General features: G+C 71.2%; 15 protein-coding genes. 9 read left to right on the forward strand and 6 right to left on the reverse strand.

What is annotated here, in order from left to right; all coding sequences use genetic code 11:
• From IE182_RS25090 to IE182_RS25105, 4 genes are all read left to right on the forward strand, one after another.
• Positions 1-1395, forward strand: coding sequence for a class II fumarate hydratase (locus IE182_RS25090; protein WP_190112198.1), 1395 nt, complete (start codon positions 1-3; stop codon positions 1393-1395).
• 80 nt (positions 1396-1475) lie between these two features.
• The gene (fomD, locus tag IE182_RS25095; protein WP_190112199.1) at positions 1476-2174 is read left to right on the forward strand and encodes a cytidylyl-2-hydroxypropylphosphonate hydrolase; all 699 of its coding nucleotides are present in this window, start codon (positions 1476-1478) and stop codon (positions 2172-2174) included.
• Between the two features lie 79 nt (positions 2175-2253).
• Positions 2254-2964, forward strand: coding sequence for a class I SAM-dependent DNA methyltransferase (locus IE182_RS25100; protein WP_190112200.1), 711 nt, complete (start codon positions 2254-2256; stop codon positions 2962-2964).
• Between the two features lie 41 nt (positions 2965-3005).
• The gene (locus IE182_RS25105) at positions 3006-5213 is read left to right on the forward strand and encodes a SpoIIE family protein phosphatase (RefSeq protein ID WP_229845087.1); all 2208 of its coding nucleotides are present in this window, start codon (positions 3006-3008) and stop codon (positions 5211-5213) included.
• 100 nt (positions 5214-5313) lie between these two features.
• Here IE182_RS25105 and IE182_RS25110 read toward each other — a convergent pair whose 3' ends face one another.
• On the reverse strand, positions 5314-7581 hold the full coding sequence (locus IE182_RS25110) for a transglycosylase domain-containing protein (protein WP_190112201.1): 2268 nt from the start codon (positions 7579-7581) through the stop codon (positions 5314-5316).
• A gap of 241 nt (positions 7582-7822) precedes the next feature.
• Between IE182_RS25110 and IE182_RS25115 the strand changes: the two genes are divergently transcribed.
• The gene (locus tag IE182_RS25115; protein WP_190112202.1) at positions 7823-8761 is read left to right on the forward strand and encodes an SPFH domain-containing protein; all 939 of its coding nucleotides are present in this window, start codon (positions 7823-7825) and stop codon (positions 8759-8761) included.
• Positions 8758-8988, forward strand: coding sequence for a type II toxin-antitoxin system antitoxin (locus IE182_RS25120; protein WP_190112203.1), 231 nt, complete (start codon positions 8758-8760; stop codon positions 8986-8988). Before IE182_RS25115 ends, IE182_RS25120 begins: the two co-directional genes overlap by 4 nt.
• 474 nt (positions 8989-9462) lie before the next feature.
• On the opposite strand, the gene IE182_RS25125 is transcribed toward IE182_RS25120, so the two are convergent.
• Complete coding sequence (locus IE182_RS25125; protein WP_190112204.1) at positions 9463-10416, reverse strand: LysR substrate-binding domain-containing protein; 954 nt, start codon at positions 10414-10416, stop codon at positions 9463-9465.
• Positions 10417-10546: 130 nt separating this feature from the next.
• On the opposite strand from IE182_RS25125, the gene IE182_RS25130 reads away from it, so the two are divergent.
• Together IE182_RS25130 and IE182_RS25135 are read left to right on the forward strand one after the other, a co-directional pair.
• A complete protein-coding gene (locus IE182_RS25130) occupies positions 10547-11101 on the forward strand; it encodes a peroxiredoxin (RefSeq protein WP_190112205.1) in 555 nt (184 codons plus the stop codon).
• Between the two features lie 11 nt (positions 11102-11112).
• Entirely contained in the window at positions 11113-11646 is a 534-nt protein-coding gene (locus IE182_RS25135; RefSeq protein ID WP_071965633.1) for an alkyl hydroperoxide reductase, read from the forward strand.
• A gap of 103 nt (positions 11647-11749) precedes the next feature.
• On the opposite strand, the gene IE182_RS25140 is transcribed toward IE182_RS25135, so the two are convergent.
• The 4 genes from IE182_RS25140 to IE182_RS25155 form a co-directional block, all read right to left on the reverse strand.
• Positions 11750-13099 carry an AI-2E family transporter gene (locus tag IE182_RS25140; protein ID WP_190112206.1) on the reverse strand — a complete coding sequence of 450 codons (1350 nt, stop codon included), beginning with the start codon at positions 13097-13099 and terminating at the stop codon, positions 11750-11752.
• 135 nt (positions 13100-13234) lie between these two features.
• Positions 13235-13951 (reverse strand): aggregation-promoting factor C-terminal-like domain-containing protein, encoded by a 717-nt coding sequence (locus tag IE182_RS25145; RefSeq protein ID WP_506417123.1) that lies wholly within the window; start codon positions 13949-13951, stop codon positions 13235-13237.
• 413 nt (positions 13952-14364) lie between these two features.
• Complete coding sequence (gene phoH2 / locus IE182_RS25150) at positions 14365-15687, reverse strand: RNA 5'-3' helicase PhoH2 (protein ID WP_190112208.1); 1323 nt, start codon at positions 15685-15687, stop codon at positions 14365-14367.
• Positions 15688-16391: 704 nt separating this feature from the next.
• Entirely contained in the window at positions 16392-17153 is a 762-nt protein-coding gene (locus IE182_RS25155) for an isoprenyl transferase (protein ID WP_190112209.1), read from the reverse strand.
• A 110-nt stretch (positions 17154-17263) separates the two neighbouring features.
• Here IE182_RS25155 and mgrA point away from each other — a divergent pair, with 110 nt between their 5' ends.
• On the forward strand, positions 17264-18307 hold the full coding sequence (gene mgrA / locus IE182_RS25160) for an L-glyceraldehyde 3-phosphate reductase (RefSeq protein ID WP_190112210.1): 1044 nt from the start codon (positions 17264-17266) through the stop codon (positions 18305-18307).
• Positions 18308-18390: the final 83 nt, after the last annotated feature.

The raw sequence follows: 18390 nt of genomic DNA on the forward strand, positions 1-18390 counted from the left end.
ATGACCGAGAGTGGGCAGGACCGGATCGAACACGATTCGATGGGGGAGGTGCGCGTCCCGGGCCACGCCAAGTGGCGTGCACAGACCCAGCGGGCGGTGGAGAACTTCCCCATCAGCGGGCAGCGCCTGGAGCGCGCGCACATCGCGGCGCTGGGCCACATCAAGGCCGCCGCGGCGACGGTGAACGCGGGCCTGGGCGTGCTCGACGAGGATGTGGCGGCCGCCGTCGTCGCCGCGGCGGGCGAGGTCGTCGAGGGCCGCTGGGACGACCACTTCCCCGTCGACGTCTTCCAGACCGGCTCGGGCACGTCCTCGAACATGAATGCCAACGAGGTCATCGCCACCCTGGCCACCGAGCGCCTGGGCCGCCCGGTCCACCCCAACGACCACGTCAACGCCAGCCAGTCGTCCAACGACGTCTTCCCGTCCTCCATCCACATCGCGGCCACCGCCGCCGTCACCGGTGACCTGGTCCCGGCGCTGGAGCACCTGGCGGCGGCCCTGGAGCGCAAGGCCGGGGAGTTCGCGGAGGTCGTCAAGTCCGGCCGTACGCACCTGATGGACGCCACGCCCGTGACCCTGGGCCAGGAGTTCGGCGGCTACGCCGCCCAGGTCCGCTACGGCATCGAGCGGTTGCGCGCCTCCCTGCCCCGGCTCGCCGAACTGCCCCTGGGCGGAACGGCCGTGGGCACGGGCATCAACACCCCGCCCGGCTTCTCCGCCGCCGTCATCGCCGAGGTCGCACGGGCCACCGGGCTGCCGCTGACCGAGGCCCGCGACCACTTCGAGGCGCAGGGCGCGCGCGACGGGCTGGTGGAGACCAGCGGGCAGCTGCGCACCATCGCCGTCGGCCTCACCAAGATCGCCAACGATCTGCGCTGGATGGGCTCCGGCCCGCGCACCGGCCTCGCCGAGATCAACCTGCCCGACCTCCAGCCGGGCTCCTCGATCATGCCGGGCAAGGTCAACCCGGTCATCTGCGAGGCCGTGCTGATGGTCGCCGCGCAGGTCACGGGCAACGACGCGACGGTCGCCACCGCGGGCGCCGCCGGCAACTTCGAGCTCAACGTGATGCTGCCGGTGATGGCGAAGAACCTCCTGGAGTCCGTGCGGCTGCTCGCCAACGCCTCCCGGCTGCTGGCGGACCGCACCGTCGACGGCATCACCGCCAACGCCGAACGGGCCCGCGAGTACGCGGAGTCCTCGCCGTCCGTCGTCACCCCGCTGAACCGTTACATCGGCTACGAGGAGGCCGCGAAGGTGGCCAAGAGGTCCCTCGCCGAGCGGAAGACGATCCGTGAGGTGGTCCTCGAATCGGGTTACGTGGACCGTGGGCTGCTGACGCGGGAGCAGCTCGACGAGGCCCTGGACGTCCTGCGCATGACGCGTCCGTGACCCCCGGCGTGCGCCGCTGGACCGTACCTTTGCGGCGCACGTCACGGCGCATCCGTGACACGGGCACCTAAGATCTGCGCATGGCAGCGGAGACGAGGGATTCGACAGGAACGGCGGCAGGCGAGCACTGGGCTCCGGGGGACCACATCCTCTGGCGCTACCGCGGCAACGCCCGGCCCCGTTCCGCGCGCAGCATCCACATCTGCCGCCCCGTCACCGTCGTGCAGGACACCCGCGAGCTGCTCGCCGTCTGGATGGCCCCGGGCACCGACTGCGTCAAACCGCTGCTCGCCGACGGCACTCCCGTCCACCGCGAGCCCCTCGCCACGCGCTACACCAAGCCCCGGACCACCGAGGTCACCCGCTGGTTCGGGCCCGGCGTGCTCAAGCTCGCGCGGCCCGGCGAACCCTGGTCGGTCTGGCTCTTCTGGGACCTCGACTGGCGCTTCAGGAACTGGTACGTGAACCTTGAGGAACCGCTCGTGCGCTGGGCCGGCGGCGTCGACTCCGAGGACCACTTCCTGGACATCGCCGTCTACCCCGACCGCAGTTGGGAGTGGAAGGACGAGGACGAGTTCGCGCAGGCACAGCAGGCCGGCCTGATGACCGCCGCCCAGGCCGAGGACGTGCGGGCCGCCGGGCGCGCCGCCGTCGAGCTGATCGAGCGCTGGGGCGCGCCCTTCACCGACGGCTGGGAGAGCTGGCGGCCCGACCCGGCGTGGACGGTGCCGGCGCTGCCCGACGACTGGGACCGCACGCCGGCGCGCATCGGGGCGTGAACGGGGGCGCCAACCGCTTGCCGGTCCCCCGCCGGACAACCGTAGGATCGGCCTCCGCGATACTGCACAGCACGGCACGATGAAGGACAGTCACAGTCACAGGAAGGGCGGAGCCGTGAGCGGTGACGATCAGCGGGACTACGACGGTTACGCCCTCTTAGGGCTGGACCGCAGCGGCCAGGCCGAGGCGTTCGACGCCATCGGCGACCGCTACGACGAGGCGTTCCCGCACAAGGAGGGCCAGCTCGCGGCCGGCGCCTGGCTGTCCGCCGCGCTGCCGCCCGGCTCCCGCATCCTCGACGTCGGCTGCGGCACCGGTCTGCCGACCGCCCGTCAGCTCGTGGAGGCCGGCCACACGGTCGTCGGCAACGACCTCTCCCCCGGCATGCTGGACCTGGCCCGCCACCACGTGCCGGAGGCCACCTTCCACCTGGGCGACCTCGCCGGTCTGCGCGACGGTCACCTGGGCACCTTCGACGGCATCACCGCCTTCTTCGCCCTGCTGATGCTGCCGCGTCCGGAGATCCCGCACGCGCTGCGGATGCTGCACGACCTGCTCAGACCCGGGGGGCTGCTGGCGCTCTCGATGGTCGAGGCGGACGTGGACGACTACGCGATCCCGTTCCTGGGCAGCACGATCCGGGTATCGGGTTACCTGCGGGACGAATTGCGCCAGGTCGTGCGCGACGCGGGATTCGACATCGCCGGGGAGAGCTCGCTGGCGTACGCCCCGGCGAGTACGGACGTACCACCCGAGATCCAGCTCTTCCTCAACCTGCGCCGCGCCTGACCGCGTGTGTGCGCACGGCCCCGACGGATGGAACCCCACGCGTGACGGAGCATCCCAACTCCCACGGAAGACAGCGCACCGCCGCGCCGCGCTCCGGCACGGACGTGCCCGGCGTCGCCGCGCGGCTGCCCCGGCAGGCGGAGGGCACGGCGGGCGAGCCGGCCGCTCCCGCGCACCGGCCGGCCCGGCGGGCCGGCGAGACGCCCCGCGAGGAGCCGCGCTCCGCCCTGCCCGGGGACGACGGACCCCATGCCCCGGCCGGGGCCGCTGAGGAGCCGGCACGGCCGGGCCGGGCACCCGCGGCGGCCGGGGAGTCCGGGGCGCACGTCCCGCCCGGTGCCCGTCCCGCGGACGGGGGCTGCGCGGCGCATCCGGTGAACGCCGAGCCTCCGGTGAACCCCGCGGAGCCGGTGGACACGGCGCATCCGGTGAACGTGGCGGAGCCGGTGAACGCGGCGGACGGCGTCGGCGGCGGTGCCGGTCCCGGCCCGCGCGCCGGAGCCCGTGCCGGCGGCGACGCCCCGCCGCCGCACGGCGGCCACGGCGGGGAGCGGCTGCGCTTCGTCGGCGCCGCGACCCGGCGCATCGCGCGGGGCATCGACCTGGACGAGATCGTGCTCGGGCTGTGCCGGGCGACCGTGCCCACGTTCGCCGACGCGATCCTCGTCTACCTGCGCGACCCGCTTCCCGTGGGCGACGAGCGGCCCGTGGGACCCGTGGTGCTGCGGCTGCGGCGCACGGACCGGCTGCCCGAGTACGTGCGCGGCCTGGACGACGCCGACGGCCCGCAGGAGCGGCCCGACCCCGGGCCCGAGCTGGCCGTCGAGGCCGCGGAGCGGTGCGAGGTGCGCATAGGCGGGCCGCTCGCGGAGGTGCTGCGGGGAGTCCGGCCCGTCTTCGGGGACTCCGCAGCCGCGCGGGCGGCCCTGCCGGAGCTGCTCGGCGAAGGCCGGCACGTACCGGAGCAGCACCGCACGATCCTGGCGCCGCTGCGCGGCCGGCGCCGGGTGATCGGCGCGGCGGTGTTCATCCGCCGCCTGGACCGGCCCGCCTTCGAGAGCGACGACCTGCTCGTCGCCGCCCAGCTGGCCACGCACACCGCCCTCGGCGTGGACAAGGCCGTGCTCTACGGCCGCGAGGTCTACATCGCGGACGAGCTGCAGCGCACCATGCTCCCCGACTCCCTGCCGCAGCCCACGGGCGTGCGGCTCGCCAGCCGCTACCTGCCGGCCGCCGAGACCGCCCGGGTGGGCGGTGACTGGTACGACGCGATCCCGCTGCCGGGCAACCGGGTGGCGCTGGTCGTCGGCGACGTCATGGGGCACTCCATGACCTCCGCCGCGATCATGGGCCAGCTGCGGACGACCGCGCAGACCCTGGCCGGCCTGGACCTGCCACCGCAGGAGGTGCTGCACCACCTGGACGAGCAGGCGCAGCGCCTGGGCAGCGACCGCATGGCCACCTGCCTGTACGCGGTGTACGACCCGGTCGCCCACCGCATCGTGATCGCCAACGCCGGTCATCCGCCGCCCGTGCTGCTGCACCGGGGCGGCCGGGCCGAGGTGCTGCGGGTGCCGCCGGGCGCGCCGATCGGCGTGGGCGGCGTGGACTTCGAGGCCGTGGAGCTGGACGCGCCCGCCGGGGCGACGCTGCTGCTCTACACCGACGGCCTGGTGGAGTCGCGGATACGGGACGTCTGGACGGGCATAGAGCAGCTGCGTGAGCGGCTGATCGACACCGCCCGGCTGACCGGCCCCAAACCGCCTCCGCTGGAGCCGCTGTGCGACGAGGTGCTGGGCATGCTCGGCCCCGGCGACCGGGACGACGACATCGCCCTGCTGGCGGCCCGCTTCGAGGGCATCGCGCCGAGCGACGTCGCGTACTGGTTCCTGGACCCGCGGCCGCAGACGGCCCGCCAGGCGCGCCGGCTGGCCCGGCGGGCGCTGACGCGCTGGGGCCTGGAGGAGCTGACGGACAGCGTGGAGCTGCTGGTCAGCGAGGTCATCACCAATGCGGTGCGGTACGCCGAGCGGCCGATCACGCTGCGGCTGCTGCGCACCGACGTGCTGCGCTGCGAGGTCGGCGACGACGTGCCGCAGCTGCCACGGCTGCGCCAGGCCCGCCCCTCGGACGAGGGCGGCCGGGGTCTGTACCTGGTGAACAAGCTGGCCCGGCGCTGGGGTGCCACGCGGCTGAGCACGGGCAAGGTCGTGTGGTTCGAGCTGGCCTTACCGCCCCAGGGGCGCTGAGGGCCCGCGGCGCGGCGCGGACGAACGGAACCGGCCGCCCTCCCCTTCGTGGGGAGGGCGGCCGGTTCTTCGTGGTGCCGGTGTTCGCCGGGCCGGGGCCCTACGACAGCCTGCCGCCGTTGGGGCGGTTGCCGGCGTCGCCCGTGGTGCCCGTGTTGGTCGGATTGGGCGGTGTGGGCGGGACCGGCGGGGTCGGCTTGTTCGTGGGCGGGGTGGGCTTGCCCGACGTGCTCTGCCGCGTGGAGGGCGTCGAGGGCGTCGAGGGCGACTGCGAGCGCGTCGACGGCGAGGACGACGGGCCGCGGGAGGCGCCGCCCGACGGGCCCGCCGACGGGGTGCCGGCCGGGGCCTCCGGCGGCACGAAGCCGTCCTCGGTGTCCAGGTCGAACTTGGACTTGTCCTCGTCGTCGTCGAAGACGGAGGACATGTACGAGGCCCAGATGTGGGCCGGGTACGAACCACCGTTGACACGACCGTTGCCGCCGGTGTTCTGCAGGGTCACCTGCTTGCCGCCGGGGCCCTCGCCGAACACGCCGACGGAGGTGACGAGGCCCGGGGTGTAGCCGGTGAACCAGGCGGACTTGTCGTCGTCGGAGGTACCGGTCTTGCCCGCGACCTGGTACTGGGAGCTGGCCACGACATGGGCCGTACCGTCGTCGACCACACCCGTCATGACGCCGGTGACGCCGTCGGCGGTGTTGCGGGAGACCACGCGCTCGTCGGTGACCGGGTTGGGGAGCTTGTACGCCTCGCCCTTCCAGGACACGGACTTGATGATGCTGGGGTTGATCTTCTTGCCGTGGTTGTCGAGGGTCGCGTAGACGCCCGCCATCTCCAGCGGGCTCGCGCCCATGGAGCCCAGCGACAGCGAGGGAACCTCCTCGAAGTCGCCCTTCATGCCCAGCTCGACGGCGGTCTTCTTGACCTTGGCGAGACCGACGTCGACGGCCATCTGCGCGAAGACGGAGTTGACCGACTTGTTCATGGCCTTCTGGACGGTGACCGGGGTCTCCGAGTAGCCGTCCTCGTTCTCCGGGGCGAAGCCGACCGGGGAGCCCTTGTCCACCACGGGCCGCTTGTCGGTGCCGTCGTAGAGGGTGGAGGACGTGATCGGCTTGCGGTCCTGGGTCTTGGACCCGTTCTGCAGGGCCGAGGCGAGGATCAGCGGCTTGAACGTGGAGGCCGGCTGGTAGTCCCCGCGGGTGGCGTTGTTGGTCTGGTGCTTGATGAAGTCCTGGCCGCCGTACATCGCGACGACCTGACCGGTCTTCACGTCCACGGACACGGCGCCGGGCTGGACGTGGCCGTCGACCTCACGGGCCTTCGGGTCCAGGTCGTCGGTCAGCTGCTTCTTGACGGCCTTCTCCAGCGCCGCCTGCTTCTTCGGGTCGATGCTGAGGGTGATCGTCCAGCCGCCGGCCGCGAAGTCGCCCTCCGGGCGTCCCTGGCGCTTGAGGTCGCGGATCATCTCCTGGCGGGCGGCCTGGACCAGGTAGCCGTTCTGGCCGGTGAGACCCTGCGGGGGCTTCGGCTGGCCGGGCGGCTGGAACTTCATCGACTGGCGCTTGGCCGGGTCGAGCCACTTCTGCTCGACCATCTTGTCGAGGACGTAGTTCCAGCGGGCCTCGACGTTGCGCTTGCCGGCCTCGGAGGCCGACGCCCAGTCGTACTGGCTCGGCGCCTGCAGGAGCGCGGCCAGGTAGGCGCCCTCCTCCAGTGTGATCTTTTCGACGTCCTTGCCGTAGTAGGCGCGGGCGGCGGCCTGGATGCCGGAGGCGTTGCGGCCGAAGTAACTGGTGTTCAGATAGCCGGCGAGGATCTCTTCCTTCGGCTTCTCGTCCTGGACCTTCAGCGAGATGATCAGTTCCTTCACCTTGCGGCTGACGGTCTGACGCTGGTCCAGGTAGTAGTTCTTGACGTACTGCTGGGTGATCGTCGAACCACCCTGCTTGCCGCGGCCCATCACGGTGTTGAGGATGCCGCGCGCGGTGCCCTTGAGGTCGACGCCCGGGTCGGTCCAGAAGTTCTTGTTCTCGGCGGCGACGACGGCACGCTGGACGTCCTGGGGGACCTTCGTCAGCGGGACTTCCTCGCGGTTGACCTCGCCGAGGCGGGCGATGATCTCGCCCTTCTGGTTCTTGTAGACGTTGCTCTGCGCCTTCGCCGCTTCGTTGCCCTTACCGGGTACGTCCACGTACAGGTACAGCGCGTAGAACGCACCCATTCCCAGGGCTATCGCACCCAGGAAGTAGGCCAGCAGCAACTTCCAGGTGAAGAACCGGCGTATGCCCTTCTTCTTGGGCTTCCCGCCACCCTCTGCAGGGCGACTGCCCTTCTTCTGCGCTCGTCGCGCGTCCGCTCGGCCCATCTCTCCCGTAGCTCCAGTCCGTCCGCCCCCAACCCAGCTCACGAAGCTAACACCGCATCTGCCGCCAAACGCCCATCGATCACGGCAATAACGGACGTGACATACAGCACCCCGGTCGGCGGGAACCGGGGACGACGCAGTGCGGGAAACCGTACAGGGCAATAATGTGCTATCACTTTGATAGACAGCGTTCGGGGGTGCGGCGACCGCCGCGCACCGCAGCAGAAACAGGGGGAATCCCATGTCCGACACCACCGCGGGCACCGCACCAGCCATCACGCCGGACACGTCGTCGCGGCCGCCGGTCCGTGAGCTCCCCGCCAGCGACATCGGCGGCGGGCTCGCCCTTCTGCTCGGCCTGGTGGGCCTGCTCGGCGGCGCCGGCCTGGTCGTCGCCGGGGCCGTGCTCGGCAAGCCGGCCTCCGTCGCCCTCATCCCCGTCGGCATCGTCGTCGCCCTCGCCGCGATCATCGCGATGTGCGGGCTGAACACCGTGGCGCCGGGTCAGGCACAGGTCGTGCAGCTCTTCGGCCGCTACCGCGGCACCATCCGCACCGAGGGCCTGCGCTGGGTGAACCCCTTCACCAGCCGCGAGAAGATCTCCACCCGGGTCCGCAACCACGAGACCGCCGTCCTGAAGGTCAACGACGCCTACGGCAACCCCATCGAGCTGGCGGCGGTCGTGGTGTGGCGGGTGGAGGACACCGCGCAGGCGATGTTCGAGGTGGAGGACTTCCAGGAGTTCGTCGCCACCCAGACCGAGGCGGCCGTGCGGCACATCGCCATCGAGTACCCCTACGACGCGCACGACGAGGACGCCCTCTCGCTGCGCGGCAACGCCGAGGAGATCACCGAGAAGCTCGCCGCCGAGCTGCACGAGCGGGTCGCGGCGGCCGGCGTGCGCATCATCGAGTCGCGCTTCACGCACCTGGCCTACGCGCCCGAGATCGCCTCCGCGATGCTGCAGCGCCAGCAGGCCGGCGCGGTCGTGGCGGCGCGCCAGTTGATCGTCGAGGGCGCGGTCGGCATGGTGGAGCAGGCACTGGAGCGGATCAACGAGCAGGGCTTCGTGGAGCTGGACGAGGAGCGGAAGGCGGCCATGGTCAGCAATCTGATGGTGGTGCTGTGCGGTGACCGGGCCGCCCAGCCCGTCCTGAACACCGGCACCCTCTACCAGTGACGGAGGACCGTCCCCGGCGGCCGCAGCAGCGCAAACAGGTGCTGCTGCGGCTCGACCCGCTCGTCCACGACGCCCTGGCCCGCTGGGCCGGCGAGGAGCTGCGCAGCGCGAACGCGCAGATCGAGTTCCTGCTGCGGAAAGCGCTGGCGGACGCCGGCCGGCTGCCGGGCGACGCGGGCGCCATCCGCCGCCGGGGCCGCCCGCCGAAGCGGGATCCGCAGGAGTAGGCCCCGGCCCCTCCCCCGGCTGCCGCGGCCTCGACTCCGGCGGCGGCCGGCTGCTGCACGAGCGGCTGCCCGGCCGCATCGTGGGCACCATCGGTGAGAAGGGGCTGGCCGGCCCCGACGAGCTCGTCTACGACGCCGGCAGCGACACGCTCACCCTCCGCAACGAGCACGAGCCGGACGGGGCCGCACGCATCAGGGCCTTCGGCGGGCACCAGGGGGCGACCCGATGCGTCCCGAGCCGGCCCTGCTGGGCGGTCTGGCCTGTGCCGAAGTTCCGCGCGGTCCCGGGCGTCCGGCAGGCGATCGGTACCGTCCACCTGCGCGGCGAGCGCGACGCGCCGCGCGGGGCGCATGATGCGCCCGGAGGGGCTGCGGGCGGAGTAACTCCCGTCCGCACAAGGGTAAGTAAGGGGCGCCGCCCATGGACGGCGCCCCTTACGCGCGGAGGCGGCGGAGGCGGCGGAGTCGGCGCAGTCAGCCGGTGACGATGCGCACCGGCAGCTTTCGCAGCTCCTTCCGCAGCGCGTCCGCGAACTGCTCGAACTCGCCCTGCCGCGCCGCACCCGACCGCATGGCCAGGGCGATCCTGCGCGACGGCGCCGGCTCGGCGAAGTAGCCGGTGGCGAGCCGGTCGCTGCGGCCGGTCTCCACGCGCAGAGCAGTGCGCGGCAGCAGGGTGACGCCGAGGCCGCCGCCGACCAGCTGCACGAGCGTGGACAGCCCGGCGGCGCTCGTGGTCATCGGCGCCCCTTCCGTGCGCCCCACCTCGCGGCAGATGTCGAGGGCCTGGTCGCGCAGGCAGTGCCCCTCGTCGAGCAGCAGCAGGTCCAGCTCGCGCAGGGCGTCGCGCGGGATGTCGCTGCGTCCGGCCAGCCAGTGGTCGCAGGGCGTGACGAGGACGAAGTCCTCTTCGAACAGCGGCAGTTCGGCTACGCCGGGCGCACCCAGCGGCACGGCGAGCAGCAGCAGGTCGAGCCGGCCCTGGCCGAGGCCGTCGAGCAGCGAGGAGGTCTGCTCCTCGTGGACCTGGAGGTCGAGGTCCGGGTAGGAGTCGTGGACCAGGCGCAGGACGGTGGGCAGCAGGTAGGGCGCGACGGTGGGGATGACGCCGAGCCGCAGCACGCCCGTGAAGGGCGCACGGGCCGCGTCGGCCTCCTCCATGAAGTCACCGACCGCCTCCAGGACGGTGCGGGCCCGGGCGGCGAGCCGCTCACCCGCGGGACTGAGCAGCACCTTTCTCGTCGTACGCTCAAGAAGCTGAATTCCGAGCAGCTCCTCCAGCGCCGAGACGGCCCCCGACAGGGCGGGCTGGCTCATCCCGATGGCGCCGGCGGCGTCCCGGAAGTGGAGGTGCTCGGCCACGGCGGCGAACGCACGCAGCTGAGCAAGGCTGGGCTGGCGGGGCCGCGCCAGGGGTATGGACGACATTGATAACTACCTCCGATCAACACAACCCAGTCTAGCTATTTCCGCTATCAATGCCTCCTGTGGCAGGGTTGTCCTCGTCCAACCCGCAGGAAACCCCGCAAACGGGGATTTCCCGTTGCAAGGAGAGCGCGTGCTCACTGTCGGTGACAAGTTCCCCGAGTTCGACCTGACCGCCTGTGTGGACCTCGACGCGGACAAGGCTTTCGCGCAGATCGACCACAAGACCTACGAGGGCAAGTGGAAGGTCGTCTTCTTCTGGCCCAAGGACTTCACCTTCGTGTGCCCGACCGAGATCGCGGCCTTCGGCAAGCTGAACGACGAGTTCGCCGACCGTGACGCCCAGATCCTCGGTGTCTCCGGCGACTCCGAGTTCGTGCACCACGCCTGGCGCAAGGACCACGCCGACCTGCGTGACCTGCCCTTCCCGATGCTGGCCGACGCCAAGCACGAGCTCATGGCCGCCTGCGGCGTCGAGGGCGAGGACGGCTACGCCCAGCGCGCCGTCTTCATCGTGGACCCGAACAACGAGATCCAGTTCGTCATGGTGACCGCCGGCTCCGTCGGCCGTAACCCCAAGGAGGTCCTGCGGGTCCTCGACGCCCTGCAGACGGACGAGCTGTGCCCCTGCAACTGGAACAAGGGCGAGGACACCCTCGACGCCGTCAAGCTCCTCGCGGGCGAGTGAGCTGATCCCCCATGGCCCTCGATGAGCTGAAGTCCGCCATACCGGACTACGCCAAGGACCTGAAGCTGAACCTCGGCTCGGTCATCGGCAACTCCGACCTTCCCCAGCAGCAGCTGTGGGGCACCGTGCTCTCCTGCGCGATCGCGACCCGTTCGCCGATCGTGCTGCGCGAGCTGGAGCCCGAGGCCAAGGCCAACCTGTCGCCCGAGGCGTACACGGCCGCCAAGGCCGCCGCCGCGATCATGGCGATGAACAACGTCTACTACCGCACCCGGCACCTGCTGTCGGACCCGGAGTACGGCAACCTGCGCGCGGGCCTGCGGATGAACGTCATCGGCAACCCGGGCGTGGAGAAGGTCGACTTCGAGCTGTGGTCCCTGGCCGTCTCCGCCATCAACGGCTGCGGCATGTGCCTCGACTCCCACGAGCAGGTGCTGCGCAAGGCCGGCGTGGAGCGCGAGACCATCCAGGAAGCGTTCAAGATCGCCTCGGTCCTGCAGGCCGTCGGCGCCACCCTGGACGCCGAGGCCGTACTGAACGGCTGATTCCCGGCTGAAGCCAACGAAGCGGGCCCCGACCTTTCGAAGGTCGGGGCCCGCTTCGTCATGTGTGCGCGCACGTCACGCGGAGCACGTCACGCGGAGCGCGTCACGCAGGAGGCGGGGGCACGGCCGGGGTGGCCGGGGTCTCCTCCGGGGGTGTGTCCGGGCGGGTGCGGGCCGCGTTCTCCTTCGCGTATGCGTGGAGGTAGCCGACGACCGTGTTGGTCACCGCCACGAGCGGCACCGCGACCACCGCGCCGCCGATGCCGGCGACCATCGAGCCGGCGGCCACCGCGAGCACCACGGCCAGCGGGTGGACGCGCACGGCACGGCCCAGGATGAAGGGCTGCAGGACGTGGCCCTCGATCTGCTGCACCGCGAGCACCACGATCAGCACCATCGCCGCCGTGAACACGTCCCGCGTCACCAGCGCCACGACGACCGCCAGCGCGCCGGAGACCACCGCACCGACCAGCGGGATGAAGGCGAACAGGAAGATGAAGACGGCCAGCGGCACGGCCATGGGCACGTCGAGGAAGAACAGCCCGATGCCGATGAAGATCGCGTCGATGAGGGCCACTATCACCGTGCCCCGCACGTACGCCGTCAGCGTCGTCCAGGCGCGCGGGCCCGCGCCCGCCACGCCCTGGCGGGCCGCGACCGGCACCAGCCTGAGCAGCCACTGCCAGATGCGGGGGCCGTCGTAGAGCAGGAAGAGCGTGCTGAACATCGCGAGCAGGATGCCCGTCAGCACCTCGATGATCACCTGGACGCCCTCTATGCCGGCGGTGGTGATGTCCTTGGTGTTGGTGCCGATCGCCTCGCTGAGCTTGTCGGCGATGTTGTTGATCTGGTCCTCGGTGACGTGGAACGGGCTGTTGAGCAGCCAGCGCTTCAGCTCCGAGATGCCGTGCTGGACCTGCTTGGACAGGTCGTCGAGGTTCTCCGTGACCTGCCACACCACGAACCAGCCGACCAGGCCCATGACGACGAAGCCGGAGACGAAGGTCATGGCCGTGGCGACGCCACGCGGCACGCCGCGTCGCTTCAGCCAGCCGACCGTCGGCTGCAGCAGGGCGGTGATGAGCAGGCCGGCGACGAAGGCCAGCACCACCAGCCGCACGGCGCTGATCACCCGCATCAGCACCCACAGGGTGCCGGCCAGCACCAGCAGCCGCCAGCTGACCTCGGCCGCGACGCGCATCCCCCAGGGGACGGCGGCGACCGGGTCCTGCCGCGCGGCTGCGCCACCGGGCGGTGGGGTGACGGTCTCGGGTGCGGGCACGGCGGCCGGAGCCGGGTCGGGCGCGGGGACGTGCGGACGTGTGGGCGTGGGCTCGGGCACGGGTCTGGACCCGCTCTCCGGCTCCGCACCCGCCTTGCGGGCGTCGAGCCGGTCGGCGAGCCGTATCAGCCCCTTGCCGAGGCCGCCGACCCATTGTGGCAATCTGGACATTTTTCTTCCTCTACCCCCACTCCCCCGTGACCATCCGCGTCGACGTTACCTGTATCAGGACACGACGAAGCCCCCGGCCGGTTCGGACGGGGGCTTCGACAGCTGTACGGAGCAATGGAGCTCAGGCGGTACCGCCTAGTACCACTGGTTGGCCTGCCAGAACGACCAGGCGCCACAGGGGCTGCCGTAGCGCTCGTTCATGTAGCTGAGGCCCCACTTGATCTGCGTGGCCGGGTTGGTCCGCCAGTCGGCGCCCGCGGAGGACATCTTGGTGCCGGGCAGCGCCTGGACCAGGCCGTACGCACCCGAGGAGGGGTTCGTGGCGGTGTAGTCCCAGGTGCTCTCGTTGTTCACGATGTTGCTGAAGCACTGGAACTGGTCGGAGGGGATCATCTGCCGGGCCATGGCCTTGACCTCGGCGACCGAGTACGAACCCTTGACCGCGAAAGAGGAGGAGTCGCGCGTGGCCGAACGGCTGGCGACGTCGTCTTCCTTCTCGCGCTCCTTGGCCTTGTCCTCGGCCTCCTTCTTCTTGGCCTCGGCCTCCGCGGCTTCCTTCTTCGCGGTGGCGTCCTCGGCAGCCTGCTTGCGCGCAGACTCCTCGGCGTCCTTCTTCGCGGCGGCGTCGGCGGCCTGGGCCTGCGTGTCGGCCTGCTGCGTGAGGGAAGCGGTCTGGGCCTGGACGTTCTGTCCTGCGGGGATGTCCGCGAGAAGCGTCGCGTCGGCAGCGGTTGCCTCGACCCGGTCGGTCGTGGCCTGCTCGTTGCCCGCAGCGACACCCACGACGGCGCCTACGGTGGTGACCGCGGTGGCAGAAGCCACGGCGAATCCCCGGACCGAAATCCGGCTCACACGGTTTCCTTCCAGCATCGCCCGCATAGGTGACCTCGCGGACGCGATCGTGCCCCTGGCACTGGCCTCCGATTGCACCGGCCCGCGAACGGACCGGCCGGTCACTGGAGGCACTGACCCGGTGGGCCCTCCCGCGAAGGAGGTCCGCATGTGCTCGGGCGGCATACGGCGACGCTGTTCAGTTTTGCTGGTGAAGCACCGCCCCCAGAGGGGCTCATGTGCCGTATGCGGGGCCTGACAGGATGCAGACTCTGCCCGAACGCCAGGCTCCGAGGCAATTCCCGGTCACGTGTGAAAGCTCACAGTCCGTTTAGTCCTGCACGTTCACGGAAACGTCGGCACGGCACGGCGGCGCGCGGCTAAGCTCCTTGGCTTTGCCGCGCGCCGCCCCGTCACGTAACGGCCGGGAACCCTCAGATGCGGCCGTCCTCCAGCATTTCGGTCACCAGCGCCGCAATGGGCGAACGCTCGGAACGCGTGAGCGTGACGTGCGAGAAGAGGGGGTGGCCCTTGAGCCGCTCCACGACCGCGACCACGCCGTCGTACCGCCCGACGCGCAGATTGTCCCGCTGTGCCACGTCATGGGTGAGCACCACCCGGGAGTTGGCGCCGATCCGCGACAACACCGTGAGCAGGACGTTCCGCTCCAGCGACTGCGCCTCGTCGACGATGACGAACGCGTCGTGCAGCGACCGGCCGCGGATGTGGGTCAGCGGCAGGACCTCCAGCATGCCGCGGCCCACGACCTCCTCGATGACCTCGGCGGTGGTCACCGCGGACAGCGTGTCGAAGACCGCCTGGGCCCACGGGCTCATCTTCTCGGCCTCGCTGCCGGGCAGGTAGCCCAACTCCTGGCCGCCCACGGCGTACAGCGGCCGGAAGACCATCACCTTGCGGTGCTGCCGGCGCTCCAGCACGGCCTCCAGGCCGGCGCACAGCGCCAGCGCCGACTTGCCCGTGCCGGCACGGCCGCCCATCGAGACGATGCCGATGTCGGGGTCCAGCAGCAGGTCCAGCGCCACGCGCTGTTCGGCGCTGCGCCCGTGGATGCCGAACGCCTCGCGGTCGCCGCGCACCAGCCGCACCGAGCCGTCCGCCGCCATCCGGCCCAGGGCCTTGCCGCGCTCGGACTGCAGCACCAGGCCGGTGTGCACGGGGAGTTCGGCGGCGGCGGGAACGTACACGCGCTCGGCCGCGTACAGTTCGTCCACCTGCTCGGCGGTGACGGTGAGCTCCGCCATGCCCGTCCAGCCGGAGTCGGTGATGGCCCACTCGGCGCGGTACTCCTCGGCCAGCAGTCCGACGGCCGACGCCTTGATCCGCAGCGGCAGGTCCTTGGAGACGACGGTGACGTCGTACCCCTCGGCCTGGAGGTTGCGGGCGACCGCGAGGATGCGCGAGTCGTTGTCACCGAGGCGGAAGCCGGCGGGCAGTATGCCCGGGTCCGAGTGGTTCAGCTCCACCCTGATCGTGCCGCCGAGCTCGCCGATCGGGAGCGGGGCATCGAGCCGGCCGAACTGCACCCGGTACTCGTCCAGCAGGCGCAGCGCCTTGCGGGCGAAGTAGCCGAGCTCGGGGTGGTGCCGCTTGGCCTCCAACTCCGTGACCACCACTACGGGCAGCACGACCTCGTGCTCCTCGAAGCGGGACATGGCTCCTGGATCGGCCAGCAGGACGCTGGTGTCGAGGACATAGGTGCGCCGGTCGCCATCACGGCGCTGCTTGCTGGTCACCACGGGTGGACGAACCCCCTCGTGCAGAGGTAAGGGCGCACCGCCGTTGTGAGGAACGGGGGTGCGGGGAACGGGCCGGGTCCTGGCCCTTCCAGGGTGACCGGTCGACCGGCCCGCCGCGGCGGCCGTGCGGGCCCCCGGGTCCGCTCGGTCCGTCCGGTCGTCGTCCTGGTGCAAAGGGCCTCCCGGGCGGGCGGCCCCATGCCGCCCGCTGGCAGAGCGACGGTCCCAGTTCCGACCGTCGGCCTGCAGGGGATATTCCCGCTGGACCGCTTGCCCATGCAACGGCATATGCGACGAGCAGGTGAACGATTGTTCCACCGTTGCTCGTACTGCCGAACCCGTCCTCGCCCGGACGGGCGTTCCGTCAGTTCCCGTACCGCCGGTGGCGCGCCGCATAGTCGCGCAGCGCCCGCAGCCCCTGCCTTACGGGGGACGCCCCCCGCACCCCCAGCCAGGAACGCCCTCGTGCGCGGCCCGTCAGTTCCCGTACCGCCGATGGCGCGCCGCATAGTCGCGCAGCGCCCGCAGCCCCTGCCTTACGGGGGACGACCCCCGCACCCCCAGCCGGAAGGCCCCCGCGCGCGACCCCGTCAGTTCCCGTACCGCCGATGGCGCGCCGCATAGTCGCGCAGCGCCCGCAGCCCCTGCCTTACGGGGGACGACCCCCGCACCCCCAGCCAGGAACGCCCTCGTGCGCGACCCCGTCAGTTCCCGTACCGCCGATGGCGCGCCGCATAGTCGCGCAGCGCCCGCAGGAAGTCCACCTTGCGGAACGCGGGCCAGAAGACCTCGCAGAAGTAGTACTCGGAGTGCGCGCTCTGCCAGAGCATGAACCCGGACAGCCGCTGCTCGCCGCTCGTGCGGATGATGAGGTCCGGGTCGGGCTGGCCGCGCGTGTAGAGGTGCTTGGTGATGTGGTCGATGTCGACCTTCTCCGCCAGCTCCTCGAAGGAATCGCCGTGGTCCGCGGCCTCCAGGACCAGGGAGCGCACGGCGTCGACGATCTCCTGACGGCCGCCGTAGCCCACGGCGACGTTGACGAGTATGCCGTCGACGTCGAGCGTGGCCTGCTCGGCTTCCTTCAGGACGGTCTGGGTCCGGCCGGGCAGCAGGTCGAGCGTGCCGACGTGGTGGACGCGCCAGCGGCCGTCGGCGGCCAGGTCGCGCACCGTGTTCTCGATGATGGTGAGCAGCGGGCCGAGCTGGTCCGCCGGGCGGTCCAGGTTGTCCGTGGACAGCATCCAGAGCGTGACGACCTCGACGTCGGTCTCGGCGCACCAGCCGAGGAGCTCGGAGATCTTGTCGGCGCCGGCCTGATGGCCCTGCTCCAGCGTGCGGCCGTCGGCACGGGCCCAGCGGCGATTGCCGTCGAGGATGACGCCGATGTGCTTGGGCACCTGGGCATGGTCGAGGCGGCCTTCCACCCGGCGTGCGTAGAGCCTGTACACCAGGTCGCGCAACTTCACTCTTCCTGCCCCTCCATGCCTCGGCGGTCGCCCCGAAGGCGCCACACTACTGCCAGCGTGTCGCGAGGACCCAACTCGGCCTGTCACAGGAGCGTGATAGGCAGAAGCACATGACCGATCCTTCGCTCTACCGCGCGGCCGGGACGCGCTACGACTCCATGGAGTACCGGCGTACGGGCCGCAGCGGGCTCAAGCTGCCCGCCATCTCCCTGGGACTGTGGCACAACTTCGGCGACGACCGCACCCTCGACTCGCAGCGGGCCATCCTGCGCAGGGCCTTCGACTTGGGGGTCACCCACTTCGACCTGGCCAACAACTACGGCCCGCCGCCCGGTTCCGCCGAACTGAACCTCGGCAAGCTGATGGCCCAGGATTTCCGTCCCTACCGGGACGAAATCATCCTTTCGACCAAGGCCGGCTACCTGATGCACCCCGGCCCGTACGGCGAATGGGGCTCGCGGAAGTACCTGCTGTCGTCCCTCGACGCCTCGCTTGCCCGGATGGGCGTCGACTATGTCGACATCTTCTATTCGCACCGTTTCGACCCGCACACGCCGCTGGAGGAGACGATGGGCGCCCTGGCGTCCGCCGTCCAGCAGGGCAAGGCGCTGTACGCGGGCGTGTCGTCGTACAGCTCCGAGCAGACCCGGGAGGCCGCGCGCCTGCTGCGGGAGATGGGCGTGCCCGCGCTCATCCACCAGCCGTCCTACTCGATGATCAACCGCTGGACCGAGGACGACGCGCTGCTGGACACCCTGGAGGACGAGGGCATGGGCTGCATCGCCTTCGCGCCGCTCGCGCAGGGGATGCTCACCGACAAGTACCTCCACGGCATCCCGGAGGGCTCCCGGGCCTCCCGGGGGACGTCGCTGGACCCGGCGCTGCTGACCGAGGAGGTCGTCGGCCGGCTGCGCGGGCTGAACGAGATCGCACAGCGCCGGGGCCAGTCGCTGGCGCAGCTGGCGCTGAGCTGGGTGCTGCGGGACGAGCGCATGACGTCGGCGCTGATCGGCGCCTCCAGCGTGGCACAGCTGGAGGCCAACGTCGCCGCGCTGGGCGCGCCGCCGCTGGAGAAGGCGGAGCTGGCCGAAATCGATGCCCTGGCGATCAGCACGGAGGGCGTCAACATCTGGGCCCGGCGGGGAGATTCCTAGATCAACTCAAGGCCGGCACGGGCCGGGCCCGGCGTGTCTTCACGATCAACTCGCGATCCCCGCACGCTTCGACACGGAGCGTG

The organism is Streptomyces cinnamoneus (assembly GCF_014650495.1).
In the GTDB taxonomy this organism is placed as follows: domain Bacteria; phylum Actinomycetota; class Actinomycetes; order Streptomycetales; family Streptomycetaceae; genus Streptomyces; species Streptomyces cinnamoneus.